This window comes from Aeromonas sp. R4-3, from assembly GCF_040908275.1.
Taxonomy (GTDB): domain Bacteria; phylum Pseudomonadota; class Gammaproteobacteria; order Enterobacterales; family Aeromonadaceae; genus Aeromonas; species Aeromonas rivipollensis.
Map to the genome: position 1 here is coordinate 35,496 of NZ_JBFODK010000001.1, position 16,105 is coordinate 51,600.

Genomic DNA, 16,105 nt, shown 5'->3' on the forward strand with positions numbered 1-16,105 from the left:
GAAAGGGGCTTGGTTATCTCGCAGTGAAACTGTCCGCTGGGATTATCAGTAACTCTGCTGGTGGACGTCCATCACGGCGCGACCTGAGGGGTCGGCCATCTCTTTGAACTTGGCATCCCACTCGAGTGCGGTCGGAGTGGAGCAGGCGACCGACTTGCCGTAGGGCACTGTGCGGGCGGCGGACTCCAGCGGGAAGTGCTCGTCGAAGATGGCGCGATAAAAATAGGCCTCCTTGGTGAGCGGGGTGTTGATGGGGAAGCGGAATGCGGCCGCCTCGAACATCTGATCCGTCACTTCGGTCTCGACCATGGCTTTCAGGCTGTCAATCCAGGAGTAGCCCACGCCGTCGGAGAACTGCTCCTTCTGACGCCATGCCACCTCGTGGGGCAGCAGCTCCTCGAAGGCTTCCCGCAGGATGTGCTTCTCGATCTTGCCGTTGCCGCACATCTTGTCGGCAGGCTGCAGCCGCATCGCCACATCCATGAACTCCTTGTCGAGGAAGGGCACGCGACCCTCCACGCCCCAGGCGGCCATGGACTTGTTGGCCCGCAGGCAGTCATACAGGTGCAGGGAGGCCAACTTGCGCACGTTCTCTTCGTGGAATTCCCGGGCGTTCGGCGCCTTGTGGAAATAGAGGTAACCGCCGAACAGCTCGTCCGAGCCTTCTCCCGAGAGCACCATCTTGATGCCCATCGCCTTGATGTAGCGGGCCATCAGATACATAGGCGTGGAGGCGCGTATGGTGGTGACGTCATAGGTCTCGAGGTGATAGATGACGTCCCGCAGGGCATCCAGGCCCTCTTGCACGGTGAAGTGGATCTGGTGGTGGATAGTACCGAGGTGATCGGCCACCTTGCGGGCGGCGGCGAGATCCGGCGACCCTTCCAGGCCCACGGCGAAGGAGTGCAGCTGGGGCCACCAGGCCTCGCTCTTGCCATCGTCCTCTACCCGGCGGGCGGCGTAGAGCTTGGTGATGGCGGAGATGACGGAGGAGTCCAGACCGCCGGAGAGCAGCACGCCATAGGGCACGTCACACATCAGCTGGCGTTTGACCGCCGCTTCCAGCGCGGCTTTCAGCTCGGCCTTGTCGCTGACGTTGTGCTCGACCGCACCGTACTCCATCCAGTCCCGTTTGTACCACTGCTTGAGTTCGCCATCCTTGCTCCAGAGGTAATGTCCGGGCGGGAAGGTCTCGACGCTCTTGCACACCGGCACCAGGGCTTTCATCTCGGAGGCGACATAGAAGTTGCCGTGCTCGTCGCGGCCGGTATAGAGGGGGATGATCCCCATGTGGTCGCGGCCAATCAGGTAGGCATCCTGCTCGGCGTCATAGAGAATGAAGGCGAAGATGCCGTTGAGATCGTCCAGGAAGGCGGGGCCCTTCTCCTTGTAGAGGGCGAGCAGCACCTCGCAGTCGGAGTGGGTCTGGAACTTGAAGTCGACCTTGAGGTTCTTCTCGAGTTCCTTGTGGTTGTAGATCTCGCCGTTGACGGCCAATACGTGAGTGCGCTCTGGGTTGTAGAGCGGCTGGGCGCCATTGCCCGGATCGACGATGGCCAGGCGCTCGTGCACCAGGATGGCCTTGTCTGAGCTGTAGACGCCGGACCAGTCAGGCCCGCGGTGACGCAGTCGCTTGGACATCTCCAGGGCCGATTTGCGCAAGGCGGCGGAGTCGGTCTTGATGTCCAGAATGCCGAAAATAGAACACATTGGCGGTAATCCTCTTGATTTTTATATGAGCCCCCCACGTTTGGGCTCGAAATTCCATTTACATTCCTCGCCAATCACAATGCCTAGCGGAAAACCCTTTTGCAAGCGGGAAAACCGCAGAAAATCATGCCGCCAACGTCAAGTCGGCGGGTGAGAATGGTGTCAATAAAGGGCGGGTGCTTGACGTGCGCGTCAGGTCGCGGCGGGTTCGAAGATCACATAGAGCTTGCGGCAGGCCACCAGGGTCTCCCACTCGCCGACGAAGCCCGCCGGTATGACGAACTGATCCCCTGGTTTGAGGTGCAACTGGCCCCCCTGGCCGTCGTGGATCCGCGCCTCGCCCTCCAGCAACTGGCAGTATTCGTGCTCTGTGTAGTGCACAGCCCAGCGCCCCGGCTCGCAGGCCCAGAAGCCTACGTGAAACTGCTGGCTGGGGTCCGAGTAGTGGTTCCAGAGGGTCTGGCTCGGGTTGCCGGCCCGGATCCGCTCGGGGGCGGGCATCAGCGGGGTGGGGGAGATGGGGTGCTGGTCCAGCAGGATCCAGTCGTTCAGGCTCTTCATGGTGCGTCCTTGGGGTGGCGAGGGGAGCGTCCTGCTCCCGTTTAGTTTGTTTAACAATGTTGCGCTTACGTTAAACGATGTGTGCCGCCTTGCCAAGGGGGGAGCCGATGAGGGGGATCAGACGATATCGATGTCGACCACGGAGTCGAAGATGTGATTCGGTCTGAACGGCATGCGGTCTATGTCCGCCACCTTGCTCACCCCGGAGAGCACCAGCACCGTCTCGAGGCCGGCCTGGAAGCCCGCCAGTATGTCGGTGCGCAGGTTGTCGCCGATGATGATGGTGTCGTCGGAGTGGGCCTCCATCCGGTTGAGTGCCGCGCGAATGATCCAGGCGCTCGGCTTGCCCACGTAAAACGGCTTCTTGCCGGTCATCCGTTCTATGGGGGCGCAGAGGGCGCCGCAGGCCGGGTGCATCATGGGGCCGTGGGTATCGGGGTTGGTGGCGATGAAGCGGGCACCCTGATCCACGAACTTGGCCCCCAGCTGCATCATGGTCCAGTTGTAGTTGCGAGTCTCCCCTACCACCACGAAGTCGGGGTCTATGTCGGTGATGGTGAAGCCGGCCTTGTAGAGCTCGTGGGTCAGGGCCCCTTCGCCTATCACATAGGCCTTCTTGCCATCCTGGCGCTTGAGAAAGTCGGCGGTGCCCATGGCGGAGGTATAGAAGCACTCTTCCGGCACCTCGATCCCGGCGGAGCGGAAGCGGTTTTGCAGGTCTTTCTGGGTCTGGGCCGGGTAGTTGGTGAGGAACAGGAGCTTGCTGCCCTGCTCTATCAGGCGGTGAACGAAACGGTCGGCGCCGGGCACCAGATCGTTGTTGTGCAGTATGACGCCGTCGATGTCACAGATGACGCTTTTCTTCATGGAAACTCCTTGTAGGGGGAGGTGGTTGCCAACCTCGAATGTCTTCAATCACTTATGGCTTTTTTGTGCCGCCATTATAAGGCGCTTTGATGACAAGTCTCCCCCGGTGCGCCAGATGGGTGCACAATGACGGCAGAGGGAGGGCGCCGCTGGTGCCTGAATTGCCTGATCCATCAGGCGCTGACGATGGAGCCGTCATCATGGAGAACTTTATTGCCGGCTTGCCCAAGCTGGAGCTGCACCTGCATATCGAGGGCACCCTCGAGCCCGAGCTGATGTTTGCCCTGGGCAGACGCAACGGGGTGACCCTGCCCTGGCCCGATGTGGAGAGCCTGCGGGCCGCCTATGAGTTCGACTGCCTGCAATCCTTTCTCGATCTCTACTACCTGGGGGCCAGCGTGCTGGTCACCGAGCAGGACTTCTTCGACCTCACCTGGGCCTATCTTGAACGCTGCGCCGCCGACAAGGTGGTGCACGTGGAGATCTTCTTCGACCCCCAGACCCACAGTGCCCGGGGCGTGCCCTTTGCCACTGTGCTCGGCGGCATCGAGCGGGCATTGCTACAGGGGGAGCGGCAGCTTGGCATCAGCTGGCGGCTCATCATGAGCTTTTTGCGCCACCTGAGCGAAGAGGATGCCTTCGCCACCCTGCGCGAGGCCGAGCCTTATCTGGCGCGGCTGCACGGGGTCGGCCTCGATTCGGGGGAGCTTGGCAATCCGCCGGCCAAGTTTGCCCGGGTCTTTGCCCGGGCGAGGGAGCTGGGGCTGCCTGTGGTGGCCCACGCGGGGGAGGAGGGGCCGGCCGACTATATCTGGCAGGCGATTCGGGAGCTGGCGGTGCGCCGCATCGATCACGGGGTGCGCTGCGCCGAGGATCCCGAGCTGGTGCGCTACCTGGCCGACACCCGGCTGCCGCTCACCGTCTGCCCCCTCTCCAACGTGCGGCTCAAGGTGTTCGGCACCATGGCGGATCACAATGTGCTGACCCTGCTGGAGCAGGGGCTCTGCGTCACCATCAACTCAGACGATCCCGCCTATTTCGGCGGCTATCTGGGGGCCAATTTCAGGGCCCTGGCCGACGGACTCGGCGCCACGCGGGAGCAGCTCTGCCGCCTCTCCCTCAATGGGGTGGAGGCGAGCTGGCTGAGTCTTGCCGACAAGGTGAGGCTGACCCAGGAGATCAGGGGCTATGGTGCCTGCCACGGGGTGGCCCTCTACTAGGCACCGGAGGTGCAAATAGCGCGCGCCCGCCGATAAGGGCGGGCGCGCTGGACTATGCCGGTTGCCAGTCTCAGGCAGGCTGGGACGCTGTCTCGGCCTGATAGACGGGGTAGTCGATGAGCCCCTGCTCGCCACCGCCAAACAGGGTGGCGGGATCATGGGGGGCAAAGGGATAGCCGTGACGCAGCCGGTTCGGCAGATCCGGGTTCGCCACGAAGGGGCGACCGAAGCCAATCAAGTCGGCCCAGCCCGCCTGCAGCGCGGCTCTGGCCCGCTCACCATCATATTTTCCCGCATAGATGAGGGTGTTGGGGAAGGCATCCCGCAGCCCCTGCTTGAAGCCCTCCGCCATCAGAGGAGCATCGTCCCAGTCCGCCTCGGCGATATGCAGATAGACGATGCCTATTTCCCCCAGCAGCTTCGCGGCAGCCAGATAGGTCTCCTGCGGGTTCGCATCCACTGTGCCGTTGAGGGTGGTCAGCGGCGCGAGACGCACCCCGACCCGGTCAGGTCCAATCTCGTCACTGACAGCCTCTGTCACCTCTTTCAAGAAGCGCAGTCGGTTCTCCAGGGAGCCGCCGTAGTTGTCGATGCGGGCGTTGGATTCGGAGTCGAGGAACTGGTTGATGAGGTAGCCGTTGGCGGCGTGCAGCTCTATGCCGTCAAAGCCGGCCTCCATGGCATTGCGGGCGGCCTGGCGGAACTGACCCACCACGGCGTCTATGTCGGCCTGGGTCATGGCACGGGGAGTGACTGTCTCCACAAAACCGGGGGCGTCACTGCCGTTGTCGACAAACACCTTCACCCCTTGCGCCTTGATGGCCGACGAGGAGATGGGCTGGGCACCGCCTATGTTGTCCGGATGGGTGACCCGGCCCACGTGCCAGAGCTGGGCAAACATGATGCCCCCCTTGGCGTGCACCGCCTCGGTCACCCCCTTCCAGCCAGCCACCTGCTCGGCGCTGTGGATGCCCGGGGTCCAGGCATAGCCCTTGCCAAGGGGGTCTATCTGGGTGCCCTCGCCTATGATGAGGCCGGCGCCCGCGCGCTGGGCGTAATAGGTGGCCATCATGGCATTGGCCACGTCACCGGGCTGGCTGGCGCGGGAGCGGGTCATGGGCGGCATGACGATGCGATTGGAGAGGTGCAACTGGCCGAGGCGAAGGGGGCAGAACAGGGGATCGTGGTTCATGGTGAATTCCTCGTGTTGGGATGGAGGCGACTCTAGAGGGGATTGTCATTGTGAAAAAGAGGGGTAATTGCAGAAGAGAATTGCCATTGGCACAGCAATGGGCCCGAGGCCATGAAAAAGAGGGCCTTCTGGCCCTCTTTTCAGTGTCGCGGCAGATCAGGCGGCGCTGGCGCCTATCGGGGTGACCCGCACCCGCTCTATCCGGCGCTCGCTCACCGCCAGCACCTCGAAGCAGAGCTGACCCAGACGCAGTTGCTGGCCACAGGTGGGCAGGCTGCCGAAGTGGGAGAGCAGCATGCCCGCGAGGGTCACGTACTCATCGCTCTCGCTCACCAGGCCGTCATGGCCCAGGGTCTGCTCTATCTGGTGGATGTTGGTGCTGCCGTTGATGAGCCAGCTCTCACCCTCCTGGACTATGTCCGGGGTCTCATCTTCATCCGGCAGCTCGCCGACTATGGCCTCCAGCAGATCGTGGTTGGTGACCAGCCCCTGGATGATGCCGAACTCGTCCGCCACCAGAATGAGGCTGCCCCTGGCCTTGCGCAGCTCCGCCAGCAGCCGGATCACGTTGATGGTCTGGGGCACTATGATGGGGTCGTTCTGCTTGGCGAGCTCGGCCAGGGACTGCCCCTCGTTGAGGGCAAACAGCAGATCCCGCGCCTTCACCACGCCGATGATCTCGTCCAGCTCACCATCGCAGACCGGGAACAGGCTGTGGGGGGCCCGTTGCAGCAGAGCCCGGATCTCGTCCGGGGAGTCATTGACGTCGATCCACTCCATCTCGGCACGGGGTGTCATTATGGTGCGGATGGAGCGTTCGGCGAGCGACAGTACCCCGGTCACCATGTAGCGCTCCTCTTCCCCGAAGCTGATGGGGCGGGGGGCATCCTGCTCCTCTTCCTCATCCTGCTGCGGGTGCTGGTTGGCCCGGCTGCCCCCCATCAGTTTGAAGATGGCGGCCGTGGTGCGCTCGCGCAGGGGCTGCCTGGATTCGTGACGCTGGGCACTGCGCTGGGCGAGCTGGTTGAAGAACTCGATGAGCACGGAGAAGCCGATGGCCGCATAGAGATAGCCCTTGGGAATGTGGAAGCCGAAGCCCTCAGCCACCAGGCTGAAGCCTATCATCAGCAGGAAGCTCAGGCAGAGCACCACCACTGTGGGATGGGCGTTGACGAAGCGGGTCAGGGGCTTGGAGGCGATCACCATCACCACCATGGCGATGGTCACGGCCGCCATCATGACGCCCAGGTGTTCCACCATGCCGACCGCTGTGATGATGGAGTCCAGGGAGAAGACGGCATCCAGCACCAGGATCTGGGCGATCACCACCCCGAATCCGGCATAGACACCGGCCGGGCCCTGCTCCTCCGGCTTGGCCTCCAGCCGCTCATGCAGCTCTGAGGTGGCCTTGAACAGCAGGAAGAGGCCGCCGCCCATCAGGATGAGATCCCGACCCGAGAAGGGGTGATCCCAGATGTGCAGTATGGGGGTCGTGAGAGTCACGAGCCAGGACATCACGCTCAGCAGGGCGAGGCGCATGATCAGGGCCAGTGAGAGGCCGATGAGTCGGGCCTTGTCCCGCTGGGCGGGGGGCAGCTTCTTCACCAGGATGGCGATGAAGACCAGGTTGTCTATCCCGAGCACTATCTCGAGGATGATCAGGGTGAACAGACCGACCCAGATAGACGGGTCCAGCAAGAATTCCATTAGGATGACCTCAATAAAAACAGACGCAGTGGATGTCGGTCACGGCAAGGGGCCGTGGCAGGGCAAGGCTCGGGTGTTTTCAGAGGCGCTGGTTGAGCAGGTACAGATAGGTTTTGATGGGGAAAAACGAAGGGCTACTTCGGGGGTTGTCCATGATGGGCAATAAAACCTCGGGTCAAAAGTGAGCCCTGATGATAACGGCTATCGCCGATTTGGCAAGCACCGGGCGCACAAGTGGTGGCGGGCCATCGGGCCTGGGGGGGCGCCTGCGCTGCTGGTCGGCCCATGGAGAGTCTCTCGCCATATGGATGAGGACAGGCATAAGACGCAGGCTCTGTATATATCTGCACCTGGCCAAAGTGTAACAACCTATTTCAGACACCTGTCATTTGGTGCTTGTTTTAATAAATGTCAGCTCATTTGGTTATATAAGGGGCGCGAACAGGTAGCGGCTGTTTTTGGGGGCGGCGGCAGGGGGAGGTTATTTGAAGGGCGGCTGGCGCCCAAATATAAAGATTCGAATCGGAAGACAGGGGCGTTGGCGTCTCAATATAAAGAGTTTTACATGAAGACAGGGAGGCATTGCCTCCCTGTCGGTCAATCCCGTCATGTCACGGGGATCTCATATTGAAGGGTGCGAAACCCCTCATTGGCCCGTGTAGGCGGCGCCCTGAACATGGCCCTTCTTGTCACTGAGGCAGGACCAGGGAGCATCGGCACCCGGCACCTTGATGGTGACGCCGACCCCGGCTTCGGAGTCCATCACATCGGTCACCTGAAGCTGAGCCTGGGGCACGTTCGTCTTCTCGGAAACAGCCTTCAGACAGGCTTTCTCCGCAGGGCTGGCAGGGCTTGCCGAGGCCGCAGGCGCTGCTGACGTGGCTGCGGGCTGGCAGACGCCCGAGCCTTGTTTGCTGTTGTAGGAGACATCGTACTGGCCCCCGGTGTTGCTGATGGAGAGGGTGACACCCGCGCCCTTGGCCTCATAGAAGTTGTCGTTGAACTTCTTGAGCTTGGCCTCCTTGCCATTGATATAGACGGGGCCACCCTCATCGCTGTGCATCTGGATCTTACCCGGGCACTCGTAATTAAGCTGGGGAAGGGCAGCACTGGCGGTGCCCGCCATGGTCAATGCAAATACTGTGATCAACACCTTTTTCATGGGACTTACCTTAACTGTTTAACAAAGTGGAATAAGTGTATTTGTTTTTATTGTTTGGTGGATAACAACATCACTGTATTTCGGCGCGCAGTCTGCCGTTTGTCCTTGGCGAAAACAAATAGCTGGCCTACTTAATTTTAGCAACGAAATTTTCGTAACTTTTTGTGCTGCTGAAAATGGTTATTGATTCAAGGGACTCGACAAACGGTTTTCCCTGTCAATGGTTTAAAGATTAAAAAAAAACAGAGCAATAACGGGCAGGAGAGGGGCGGCGAGAGTGACGTAGGAGAAAGTAGCTGGCGGGTTGCCGGAGGCCCTGTTTGGGACATTCATCACGCGGGGCGACGGGGCCCCGCGTTGCATCAGGATGGCAAGCGCCGGATCAGAGCCAGCGTTTCTCGCGGGTGAAGCAGACCGAGAGCCAGGCATCCCCCAGGGTATCGCCGAGGCGGGACCAGAGTTCCTGGCGCAGGGCATCCTGGCGCTCTATGGGCCACTCCTGATCCGGGGCCACCAGTATGTTCAATTCCAGATCGAAGCGGCGGCCGCTTTTCGCCAGATGGCTGTAGCACTCTATGCCATGGCGCTGGCGCAGGGCGTCTATCTCGCGCTCGACCCGCGCCGAGACATCCCCCTTGGGGGCGATTTTCAACACTTCCCGCAGGTTGCGGCCGAGCACCTTGATGGGGATCAGGGTGGCGCACAGGGCGAGCAGGGTGACCAGCACCGGGTCTATGTAGCGGTTGTAGTGGCCGTAGCCGAGGGCATCGAGGCCGATGGCGACCACGAAGCCGATGAGCAGGGTGGCGCTGAGCAGGGTGTCGACCAGCCACTCCTTGGAGTCGACCCGCACCAGTTCGGAGTCGATACGTTCGGCGACGCCCGCCTCGATCCGGTAGATGATGGCGCAGAAGAAGGTGCAGACGGCGGCGTAGATAAGGGCGTGGCCGAGATCTATCTCTCGTCCCCCTTCGAGCAGGGAGGTGATGCCGCTATGGAAGGCGCCGATGCAGAGCAGCAGTATGATGGTGCCGTTGATGACGTTGGTGATGGGCTCGAAGTGGGCGTAGCCATACTGGAAGCGCGCGTCTGATGGGCGGGTCACCAGATAGGCGGTGATGAGTCCGAGGCCCGTCATGCCCATGCTGAACAGGGTGAAGATGCCATCGAGCATGATGGCGTTGGAGCCGACGAAGAGACCATAGCCGATCCCGAAGATGGCGAAGCTGATGCAGCCGAACAGCGACAGGGTCAGGGCCTGTTTCTCGGTGCGAACCAGCGTACTGATAACATGGCTGTAATGAGCCATAAAAGTCCTCCTTTCAAATGGTGAAGATTGAACGCGCAAGCGGTTTTCTAGCTGATATACTGCCCGCTCACATGTGAGCGGACTGGCCCCATGGCTCTAAAACAAGAGCGCCCCGAAGAGGCGGAAGGCCAGTCGTTGTCGCCGGAATGCCGGCATCAAGCAAAGGATGGGAACAAGGATTCATGATCCCGAGACTCGATTACCAGGACAGTTTGTCACCTACAACCCTGCAGTTTCTTGAGTTGCTGGCGCGATCAGCATTTCGTGGTGATATCGAAAAGTCTTATGCAAGCCGGTTGGCGATGGCGACGGATAACAGCGTCTATCAGGTAGTACCTCAGGCGGTTCTCTATCCGCGCAGCGCGGATGATATTGCGGTGATGCTCAAGCTGGCTCAGGGGCCAGAGTACGCCACCTTGAGTTTCTTCCCTCGCGGCGGCGGCACCGGCACCAATGGCCAGTCCCTGGGCGGCGGCATTATCGTCGATCTCTCCCGCCATATGAACCAGATCCTGGAAATTAATCTGGAAGAGGGTTGGGTGCGCGCCCAGGCCGGGGTGGTGAAGGATCAGCTCAACGCCTACCTCAAACCTCACGGTTACTTCTTCTCGCCGGATCTCTCCACCTCCAACCGCGCCACCTTGGGCGGCATGGTCAACACAGATGCGTCCGGTCAGGGGTCGCTCGTCTACGGCAAGACCTCGGATCACGTGCTCGGCCTCAAAGCCGTGCTGGAAAACGGCGACATCATGGCGACCGAGCCGGTGAACGGCCAGCGCCTGGCAGACAAGCTGGCCCTCGAGAGCCGCGAGGGGGAGATCTACCGCACCCTCTATCGCATCGGCAAGGAGAGGCGCGCCGACATAGAGGCGACCTTCCCCAAGCTCAACCGCTTTTTGACCGGTTACGATCTCAAGCATCTTTATCAGCCCGACACCGACACCCTGGATGTAAGCCGGGTGCTGTGCGGCTCTGAAGGATCTCTTGGCTTTATCACAGAGGCCCGCCTCAACATCACCCCCATTCCGCGCTACCGGACGCTCGTCAACGTCAAGTACGACAGCTTCCCCTCCGCCCTACGCAATGCCCCCTTTATGGTGGAGGCTCATGCCCTGTCGGTGGAGACGGTGGACTCACGGGTGCTGGGGCTGGCCCGTGCCGACATCATCTGGCATTCGGTCAAAGAGTTCATTCAGGACGTGCCCGGCAAGGATCTGCAGGGGCTCAACATAGTCGAGTTTGCTGACACCGACGAAGCCGAGCACAAGGCCAAGGTGGCCGAGCTGTGCCGCCGTATCGACGGCCTGCTGGCGAGCGGCGAGGCGGGGATCATCGGCTATCAGGTGTGTGACCACCTGCCGAGCATCGAGACCATCTACGGCATGCGCAAGAAGTCGGTGGGGCTGCTCGGCAATGCCGAGGGGCGCAAGAAGCCGGTGGCCTTCACCGAAGACACCGCCGTGCCGCCGGAATCCCTGGCGGACTTTATCATGGAGTTTCGCGCCCTGCTGGACGGCCACGGTCTCGACTACGGCATGTTTGGCCACGTGGATGCGGGGGTGCTGCACGTGCGCCCGGCGCTGGACTTGTGCGACCCCGAGCAGGAGGTGCTGCTGCGGCGCATCTCGGATCAGGTGGTGGCGCTCACCGCCAAATATGGCGGTCTGATGTGGGGGGAGCACGGCAAGGGTTTCCGCTCCGAATACAGCCCCGCCTTCTTCGGTGAGCTGTGGGAGGAGCTGCAGCGGGTCAAGGGCGCCTTCGATCCCGCCAACCGCATCAACCCGGGCAAGATCTGCATTCCCTATGGCAGCGGCGCCGAGCTGGTCTCGGTGGACGGGCCCAAGCGCGGCAAGTTTGACCGCCAGATCCCGATCGCGGTGCGGGAGAGCTACACCCGTGCCATGGATTGCAACGGCAACGGTCTCTGCTTCACCTTCGAGACCGACTCCCCCATGTGCCCCTCGGTCAAGATCAGCCGCGACCGCCGCCACTCTCCCAAGGGGCGGGCCGGGCTGATGCGTGAATGGCTGCGCCAGCTGGCGGAGCAGGGCTTCGATCCCCTGGCCGAGGAGGTGGCGCTGCAATCTGGAGGCTTGCGCTTCAAGGCTATCGTCGACAAGTTTCGCAATACGGTGGCCCGCGCCCGCGGCCAGTATGACTTCTCCCACGAGGTGATGGAGGCGATGGAGGGGTGCCTGGCCTGCAAGGCATGCACCAGCCAGTGCCCCATCAAGGTGGACGTGCCCACCTTCCGTGCCCGCTTCATGCAGCTCTACCACAGCCGCTATCTGCGCGGCCCCAAGGATTACTTCGTCGGCACCGTCGAAGCTTACGCCCCGCTGCTCGCCAGGGCGCCCAAGCTGGTCAACTTCTTCCTGGAGAAAGAGTGGGCCCAGAAGGCGACCGAGAAGAGCATCGGCATGGTGGATGTGCCGCTTCTGAGCATCCCCACCCTGGCCGAGGAGCTGCGTGATCACAAGGCGCGCTATTTCGATCTGCCGGGCCTCGAGGCCATGAGCCCCGAGCAGCGCCGACAAGTGGTGCTGATCGTGCAGGATCCCTTCACCAGCTATTACGACGCTCCCGTGGTGCGGGATCTGGTGAAGCTCGCCAGCAAGCTGGGCTATCAGCCCTACCTGCTGCCCTTCAAGCCCAACGGCAAGCCCCAGCACGTGAAGGGGTTCCTGCGCGCCTTCGCCCGCACCGCCGCGAGCGGCGCCCAGTTCCTCAACAAGATGGCGGCGCTGGGCATCCCCATGGTGGGGGTGGATCCCTCCCTGGTGCTCTGTTATCGCGATGAGTATGTGAAAGCCCTGGGCCCCGCCCGCGGCGACTTCCAGGTGTTGCTGCCCCAGGAGTGGCTGCTCTCTCTTCCGGCCCCGCAAGTCAGGGCCGCAGCGAAAGAGCCGGAGCAGGCCGAGCCCTGGTATCTGTTTGCCCACTGCACCGAGAAGACCGCCAAGCCCTCGACCCACGGCGACTGGGGCACCTTGTTCCAGCGTTTTGGGGCCAGCTTGCGGCCTGTGTCGGTCGGCTGCTGCGGCATGGCCGGCACCTATGGTCACGACGCCAAACAGGTGGATAACTCCAAGGGGATCTATGGTCTCAGCTGGGCCGAGCCCCTGGCACGCTTGCCCAAGGATCGCTGTCTGGCTACCGGCTATTCGTGCCGCAGCCAGGTCAAGCGGATGGAGGGGGAGAAACTCAAGCATCCGCTGCAGGCTCTGCTGGAACTGCTCTGATGCTGCGCTTCCCCAAGCGGTTTCGGGTGCCGCAAGCCTATCGGCATCCGGACTTTCTGCTGCTGCCTGCCAGCCCGAGCCAGGCGGTGGTGGAGTTCGTCGCCATGCTGCGCGAGCGGGAGCAGCTCCATCGGCTGTTTCGCCCGGATGATGTCTGGCCCTCGGCCCAGTTCAGCCTGAGTCAGCACGAGGCCGATCTGGAGTGGCAGCGCTCGGAGTTTCTCGCCAAGCGATCCTTTGCCTATGGCCTCTGGAGCCCGGAGCGGGAGCCCGAGTTCTGGGGTGGGGTCTATCTCTACCCCTCGGTGCTGCCGGAGGTGGAGGTGGAGCTCTTCTTCTGGAAGGTGGCCGAGGCGCCCCTCGCTGACGCCGTGCTGGAGGCCGAGCTGCGCGCCTGGCTGGGCAAGGTGTGGCACTGGCATCACCCGCGCCTGCCGGGGCGTGAGCTGCCCTGGGCCGACTGGGCCGGGGTGACCTACCCCTGGTGATGCAAGGTACTTGTCAAGATGCCCCGGTTCGGGGCATCTTTTTTCTTCTTCGCCGACACGGCTCGTGTCCAACCCATTGATCACATAAGGAGTCTGCTCGCCATGAGTCAAGAAAATGCCCCCATCTGGCGCAAGCCCATGAGCCTCGAAGGGCTCAATGCCAGCTCCCGCAACACCCTGATGGCCCATCTTGGCATCCTCTATACCGCCTTTGGGCCCGACTGGCTCGAGGCCAGCATGCCGGTGGATCATCGCACCCATCAGCCCCTCGGCATGCTGCACGGCGGCGCCTCCGTGGTGCTGGCGGAGACGCTGGGGTCGCTGGCCGCCAACATGGCGGTGGGGGAGGAGAGCTACTGCGTGGGACTGGAGGTGAACGCCAACCACCTGCGTGCCAAACGGGAAGGGGTGGTGACAGGGCGTTGCTCGCCACTGCATCTGGGGGCCACGACCCAGGTGTGGCAGATTGAAATCCGGGATGAACGTGGGCGTTTATTGTGCACCAGCAGACTGACCATGGCGGTGCTCAAACACAAGCGGGACAAGGACTCCGGCGAGGAGTGATCTGCAATAACGCACCATGGGTGCAAAATAAGCAAGCCATAGTCGCGAGATCCCTCTATAATTGCCAACGTCTTGAGAGGCTTATCACATTTTTCAAGACAGCAGAACAAAGTGGCGCTATAATCGCCGCCTTTTTGCTATTCCGCGGTGTTAGCCGCCTGCCTTAATCTGGAAGAATCTATGTCTGATACCGAACAACTGCCCCTTTTTAGTGAGCTTGGACTGGCCGCGCCTGTATTGAAAGCGCTGCAAGACGTGGGCTATGAGCGCCCGTCACCGATCCAGGCCGCAGCAATTCCCCACCTGATGGCGGGACACGATCTGCTGGGGCAGGCGCAAACCGGTACAGGGAAGACCGCTGCTTTTGCCTTGCCTCTGTTGTCTCGTCTGGAAGCTGGTAACCGTAACACTCAGATTTTGGTGCTGGCACCGACCCGTGAGCTGGCGCTGCAAGTTGCCGAGGCGTGCCAACGTTACGCCAAGCACATGCCTGACTTCCATGTCCTGCCCATCTACGGTGGTTCCTCTTACGAAACCCAGACCCGCGCCCTGCGCCGTGGTGCCCAGGTGGTCGTCGGTACCCCGGGTCGTGTGATGGATCTGATCCGTCGCAAGAACCTGGACCTCTCCGGCCTGAAAGCCCTGGTACTGGACGAAGCCGATGAAATGCTGCGTATGGGCTTCATCGACGACGTGGACTGGATCATGGAACAGTGCCCGGCCACCCGTCAGGTTGCCCTGTTCTCTGCCACCATGCCGGACCAGATCCGTCGTGTTGCCCAGAAGCACCTGAAGCAGCCGAAAGAGATCAAGATCATCACCAAGACGTCCACTGCACCGACCATCCGCCAGCGCTACTGGCAGGTAACCGGTCTGCACAAGCTGGACGCCATGACCCGTCTGCTGGAAGTCGAACCGTACGAAGCCGTACTGGTCTTCGTGCGCACCAAGAATGCCGCCGAAGAACTGGCCGGCAAGCTGGCCGCCCGTGGTCACGCCTGTGAAGCCCTGCACGGTGACATCCCGCAGAAGCTGCGTGAGCGTACCGTCGACAAGCTGCGTCAAGGCCAGCTGGACATCCTGATCGCCACCGACGTCGTCGCCCGTGGTCTGGACGTCGAGCGCATCACCCACGTGGTGAACTACGACATTCCGTACGACACCGAATCCTACGTTCACCGTATCGGCCGTACCGGTCGTGCCGGTCGTAAAGGTGAGGCCATCCTGTTCGTGGCTCCCCGCGAGCGCCGCATGCTGCGCGCCATCGAGCACGCTACTCGTCAGGCCATCGAGCCGATGAAGATGCCGAGCACCGAGGACATCAACCAGCACCGCATGACCAAGTTCAAGGAGCGCATCCGGGAAACCATGATGGGCGAAGAGCTTGAGATCTACGTGAACCTGGTGAACGAGCTGATCGAAGAAGATTCTGCCGATCCGCTGGAGCTGGCTGCCGCCCTGGCCAAGCTGGTGCAGGGTGACCAACCGCTGCTGCTGGATGACTCCATCACTGAACCGGCAAGCGACCGTGCTGGCCGTGAGTTCGAGCGCCGTGACTTCGGTGATCGTGCTCCCCGTGATTTCGGTGACCGTGGCGATCGTCCTGCCCGTCGCATGCCGTCCCTGGAGCCGCGTCCGCTCAAAGACAATCCTGACGTAGAGATGGAGCGTTATCGCGTAGACGTGGGTGCCCATCACGGCGTCAAGCCGGGTCAGATCGTGGGCGCCATCGCCAACGAAGCGAACATCGAGAGCCGTTTCATCGGCAACATCGACATCGCCGATGACTTCTCCACCGTCGATCTGCCCAAGGGCATGACAGCCGACGTGCTGGAAGTGATCAAGAAGGCCCGTGTCTGCCAGCGTCCGCTGCAGATCACTCGCTACACCGAGGTGCCGGCTGGCAGCAACACCGTCCCCCGTCCGCCCCGCAGCGATCGTCCCTTCAACAAGGACCGCCGCCCCAGCGGTGACCGTCCGTTCAACAAGAGCGGGGAGCGCCGTGAAGGTGGCTTCAACAAGGATCGCAAGTTCGGTGGCAACAAGCGCCGCGACAGCTAAGTCCAGAACTGATTGATGA

The 16,105-nt window shown here is 61.8% G+C and carries 12 protein-coding genes; 5 read left to right on the forward strand and 7 right to left on the reverse strand.

All coding sequences use genetic code 11. The features are described 5' to 3' along the window. Positions 1-45 precede the first annotated feature (45 nt). The 3 genes from asnB to AB5Y91_RS00160 all read right to left on the reverse strand — a co-directional run bounded on the left by asnB (position 46) and on the right by AB5Y91_RS00160 (position 3,138). Positions 46-1,710 carry an asparagine synthase B gene (gene asnB / locus AB5Y91_RS00150; protein WP_139744623.1) on the reverse strand — a complete coding sequence of 555 codons (1,665 nt, stop codon included), beginning with the start codon at positions 1,708-1,710 and terminating at the stop codon, positions 46-48. 192 nt (positions 1,711-1,902) lie between these two features. Beyond that, positions 1,903-2,271 carry a cupin domain-containing protein gene (locus AB5Y91_RS00155; RefSeq protein WP_368168803.1) on the reverse strand — a complete coding sequence of 123 codons (369 nt, stop codon included), beginning with the start codon at positions 2,269-2,271 and terminating at the stop codon, positions 1,903-1,905. A gap of 117 nt (positions 2,272-2,388) precedes the next feature. Further along, a complete protein-coding gene (locus tag AB5Y91_RS00160) occupies positions 2,389-3,138 on the reverse strand; it encodes an HAD-IIA family hydrolase (RefSeq protein WP_106886529.1) in 750 nt (249 codons plus the stop codon). A 200-nt stretch (positions 3,139-3,338) separates the two neighbouring features. Between AB5Y91_RS00160 and AB5Y91_RS00165 the strand changes: the two genes are divergently transcribed. After that, complete coding sequence (locus AB5Y91_RS00165) at positions 3,339-4,358, forward strand: adenosine deaminase (RefSeq protein WP_368168804.1); 1,020 nt, start codon at positions 3,339-3,341, stop codon at positions 4,356-4,358. A 70-nt stretch (positions 4,359-4,428) separates the two neighbouring features. On the opposite strand, the gene AB5Y91_RS00170 is transcribed toward AB5Y91_RS00165, so the two are convergent. From AB5Y91_RS00170 to AB5Y91_RS00185, 4 genes are all read right to left on the reverse strand, one after another. Further along, positions 4,429-5,550: an alkene reductase gene (locus tag AB5Y91_RS00170; protein WP_368168805.1), complete on the reverse strand. Its 1,122-nt coding sequence runs from the start codon at positions 5,548-5,550 to the stop codon at positions 4,429-4,431. 156 nt (positions 5,551-5,706) lie between these two features. Next, positions 5,707-7,257 (reverse strand): TerC family protein, encoded by a 1,551-nt coding sequence (locus AB5Y91_RS00175; RefSeq protein WP_106886532.1) that lies wholly within the window; start codon positions 7,255-7,257, stop codon positions 5,707-5,709. Positions 7,258-7,903: 646 nt separating this feature from the next. Further along, the gene (locus AB5Y91_RS00180) at positions 7,904-8,419 is read right to left on the reverse strand and encodes a hypothetical protein (protein ID WP_139746274.1); all 516 of its coding nucleotides are present in this window, start codon (positions 8,417-8,419) and stop codon (positions 7,904-7,906) included. A gap of 382 nt (positions 8,420-8,801) precedes the next feature. Continuing rightward, positions 8,802-9,728, reverse strand: a complete 927-nt coding sequence (locus AB5Y91_RS00185; RefSeq protein WP_289985811.1) for a cation diffusion facilitator family transporter — start codon at positions 9,726-9,728, stop codon at positions 8,802-8,804. A gap of 182 nt (positions 9,729-9,910) precedes the next feature. Between AB5Y91_RS00185 and AB5Y91_RS00190 the strand changes: the two genes are divergently transcribed. The 4 genes from AB5Y91_RS00190 to AB5Y91_RS00205 all read left to right on the forward strand — a co-directional run bounded on the left by AB5Y91_RS00190 (position 9,911) and on the right by AB5Y91_RS00205 (position 16,086). Next, the gene (locus AB5Y91_RS00190) at positions 9,911-12,973 is read left to right on the forward strand and encodes an FAD-binding and (Fe-S)-binding domain-containing protein (RefSeq protein ID WP_368168806.1); all 3,063 of its coding nucleotides are present in this window, start codon (positions 9,911-9,913) and stop codon (positions 12,971-12,973) included. Continuing rightward, positions 12,973-13,461 (forward strand): hypothetical protein, encoded by a 489-nt coding sequence (locus AB5Y91_RS00195; RefSeq protein WP_262110714.1) that lies wholly within the window; start codon positions 12,973-12,975, stop codon positions 13,459-13,461. Before AB5Y91_RS00190 ends, AB5Y91_RS00195 begins: the two co-directional genes overlap by 1 nt. Positions 13,462-13,563: 102 nt before the next feature. Further along, positions 13,564-14,025 carry a hotdog fold thioesterase gene (locus AB5Y91_RS00200; protein ID WP_139746270.1) on the forward strand — a complete coding sequence of 154 codons (462 nt, stop codon included), beginning with the start codon at positions 13,564-13,566 and terminating at the stop codon, positions 14,023-14,025. A gap of 180 nt (positions 14,026-14,205) precedes the next feature. Beyond that, positions 14,206-16,086 (forward strand): DEAD/DEAH box helicase, encoded by a 1,881-nt coding sequence (locus tag AB5Y91_RS00205; RefSeq protein WP_368168807.1) that lies wholly within the window; start codon positions 14,206-14,208, stop codon positions 16,084-16,086. Positions 16,087-16,105: the final 19 nt, after the last annotated feature.